The following is a 3,277-nucleotide window of genomic DNA, read 5'->3' as shown; positions in this document are numbered from 1 at the left end:
ACCATAACCGCATCTGCTTCGTAACAGGCGGCGCATCCGACGGCATCACCTGAATTAAAGGCCGTTTTCCACTTTTCACTCGCCTTGATAACCGCTGCTTTTAGATCCGTCGTCATTTTACTATCTCCTCAAGTCACCCAAATATCCTTGACTACTTGGGTTGTTTTCATCTGATTGGTTTCAGGATCTTTATTGCATGAGAAGGTAAAGACGATAAGATGACATTAGATAATTTCATAGTTTAGGAAAATTAAACAATGAAACCCAATATTCATGACATGCTGACCTTTATAGAGGTTGTGGACACACGCTCGTTTACCACGGCATCCAACCGTTTGGGGCGCAGTAAATCCGCGATCAGTCAGACAATTTCCCGTTTGGAAGCAGACATGAATACCCGCTTGCTCCAGCGCAGTACCCGATCATTGACCTTAACGGATACAGGTGCACGTTTCTATGACAGTTGCCTTGCCATAAAGAACGCCTACAACGATGCATTGGAAGGAATTTGGGAAGATAAGGGCGACCCACAGGGCACTCTTTCCATTACCGCCCCTCACGCACTTTGTGCCGCTGTTATCACCCCCGCAATCAAGCTTTATCTGAATCGTTACCCCCGAATGTCTGTACGTCTGGTCGCCGAAGACGCATCGATCAAACTGATCGAAGAGCATATCGATCTTGCCGTTCGCGTTGGCAAACTGACGGGACAAACCGCCCGCGTGACAAAGATTGGAACTTTAAGCGAAAGCCTCTACGCACATCCAGATTACATCAAAGCGCAAGGCGGCATTCCAAATAACCTGAAGGCTTTGGAAAAATGGGATCATATTGCCAATGAATGGCAGGGGAACCCTGTAACCTATAGTTTGCCGCAAGGGGTATCTTTTAAAGTTCTACCACGTGCACGTTGTAACAGCCTGCCCGATATCCTCAAGCTGACCCAAAGTGGCCTAGGGATTGCCAGATTACCAGACATCACGGCGACCTCAATCGACGCAATCAGTTCTCTAATCAAAGTATCTCCCCTTGGTATCGCCCCGATCTATGCCTTACATCAGTTTGACACCAAACCGCCACAACGCGTCCGCGATTTTATCACACTTATCCGCGAACAATTGCGTTCCCCCTCTTCTGTCAGCGATAAGCCAATGAACTAAAAACACGCATTAACAACAAAAGACAGGCTGAATGGATGAAAGAATAAGGTTCTATATCACGCAAACCGAGAATTAATATTGCCTTGCCATTTCTGTTGTCCCGGACCAGCCCAAATGTTCATAGAGAGGGCGCCCCTTGCTGGTAGCGTGAAGGATAGCATAGCGAATACCTCGACGTTGAAATTCAACATCTGCCGCCTTCATTAAATCCGTCGCAACACCTCGCCCACGATAATCAGGTTCGACAAACATATTAAGCACATATCCCCGGCGATCATCCTGCGGATGTGAAGGGTGTGGCGGCCAGTCAATAACCATCAAGCCAATACCACCGATGACCTCACCTTCGTTTTCAACAATAAATCCAAAATAGCTACGATCTTCCAGACGTGGCCTCAGCCAATCGCGAAAGGGAACATCCATCGCCGCGAGTTCCTCTTCACGGGGTTTTCCACTCGCTTGGAACATCTTTTGACGATGTTCACAAATCAAATCCAGATCACGGCTTTCAACTGGCCTTGTTCTTAGCATTCTTTATTCCCTCTCAAAGATCGCTAAAACTCTTTGGATTTATTACATGCATATACATGCCCAAGATCACAGGCTTTCGTATAGAATTCTTTTGCTTTGATCATATTCTTGTCGGTGCCTTCGCCCTCTTCGTACATACGTGCAAGGTCATAACAAGAAGCCTTGTTCTCTCCAGAACATCCCTTTTCGTATAGAATCAAAGCTTCGGGATAATTTTGATCAACGCGCAAGCCCACCCGTTTTAAATACCCCAGATTATGACATCCCTTTGCATAACCGAATTTGCAAGCTTGATTATAATAATGCGTCGCTTTCCCCATGTCGCGTTTTATTGTATCGGTTAAACGATACATATCAGCGGCTTCATTACAGGCGTATCCGTAAGAGCCTTCACACGAAAACTGAAAGAGATCGATAGCTTTTTCGCCGTTACGGGTTTTTCGATGAGGATAGCGATACATCTTAGCCAATTGAGAACAAAATACCACGTCACCTTTTTCACAGGATTCTTCGGACAAAGACATCCCTCTATCCCAATACTCACGGGATAAAGCTGGTTGCTTCGTTACAATTTGGTCTTTCTGATAGACAAAACTTAGGGCGATGCATCCATTAGGGAAACCACCCTCACACGCTTTTTCATAGAGAGCTATCGCTTGCTTATTTTCAGGAGCACCACGCACCCCTGTCTCATAAAATTCACCTAGGTGCAAACACCCTGGGTAAAAATTAGCATCACACGCATCTTTAAAAAGAGAAACCGCTTTATCGACATTTCTCGGAACGAATACTCCTTTATTATAATATTCCGCTACACCAGAACAGCCTCTGGCATTTCCAGCTAAACAGGCTTGATCGAAATAATGAAAAGCTTTTTGCCTATTCGGTGCCACACCTGTTCCATAAGTATAAAATGCGCCTAAATCAGCACAGGCTTGGGCGTCCCCGTTCTGACATAAAGATTCCAGTTCTTTGGCTTTTTCTTGATAATTAATCTTTACATATTGCTTCAGATAAAAAGGAATTGTGTTCTTCTTTTTATCGTGGGGTTCGTTGGTTTTTAGACAAGACGGTTCATAGCCCGATTTACAGGCTAGATGAAAATAATCCAAGCTTTTATCTTTGTCCGGTTCAACACCTTTGCCCAAAGCATAAAGAGTACCCAGATTATGACAGCCTTCCCCGTTTCCCTGTTCACAGGCTATTTTATAATACAGATAGGCTTTATCATAATCCTGCTCGACCCCTTGCTGAGTATAATATCCATTATAATAACGGGTTCCGAGGGTTAAGCAGCCTTCAGAAAAACTCTTATCACAAGCTCTGTTATATAACGCCGCCGCTTTATCCACGTCTCTCTCAACACCGTAGCCGCTGTCGTAGAGGCTAGCCAAACGTAAACAGCTCCATTTATACCCGGAAAGACAAGCTTCATTTAGATATGTCGCAGCTGTAACATAGTCCTGCTTCACCCCATTGCCGCTATAGTACATTTCACCGAGGCTATGGCACCCAGGTTTAAAGCCAGCATCACATGAAAGCTCGTATGCCTGAACGGCCTTGAGATAATCTCTATCAAGCCCCTC

At 45.1% G+C, this 3,277-nt stretch carries 3 protein-coding genes; 1 reads left to right on the top strand and 2 read right to left on the bottom strand.

From position 1 onward, the window contains the following. Nucleotides 1-257 precede the first annotated feature (257 nt). Complete coding sequence (locus Q0241_RS05620) at nt 258-1,160, top strand: LysR family transcriptional regulator (protein WP_299374408.1); 903 nt, start codon at nt 258-260, stop codon at nt 1,158-1,160. 72 nt (nt 1,161-1,232) lie between these two features. Here Q0241_RS05620 and Q0241_RS05615 read toward each other — a convergent pair whose 3' ends face one another. Together Q0241_RS05615 and Q0241_RS05610 are read right to left on the bottom strand one after the other, a co-directional pair. Then, nucleotides 1,233-1,691: a GNAT family N-acetyltransferase gene (locus tag Q0241_RS05615; protein WP_299374405.1), complete on the bottom strand. Its 459-nt coding sequence runs from the start codon at nt 1,689-1,691 to the stop codon at nt 1,233-1,235. Nucleotides 1,692-1,714: 23 nt separating this feature from the next. Continuing rightward, the coding region (locus Q0241_RS05610) for a tetratricopeptide repeat protein (RefSeq protein WP_299374402.1) at nt 1,715-3,277 on the bottom strand (1,563 nt) is incomplete at its 5' end.

It is taken from the genome of uncultured Kiloniella sp. (assembly GCF_937128705.1).
GTDB lineage: Bacteria > Pseudomonadota > Alphaproteobacteria > Kiloniellales > Kiloniellaceae > Kiloniella.
The sequence above is the reverse complement of the archived record's forward strand: the minus strand, read 5'-3'. Positions and strand labels throughout refer to the sequence as shown.

Excerpts from the sequence above, each read along its gene's own strand:
- Q0241_RS05615 (WP_299374405.1), bottom strand. The coding sequence starts at position 1,691 with ATGCTAAGAACAAGGCCAGTTGAAAGCCGTGATCTGGATTTGATTTGT.
- Q0241_RS05620 (WP_299374408.1), top strand. The coding sequence starts at position 258 with ATGAAACCCAATATTCATGACATGCTGACCTTTATAGAGGTTGTGGAC.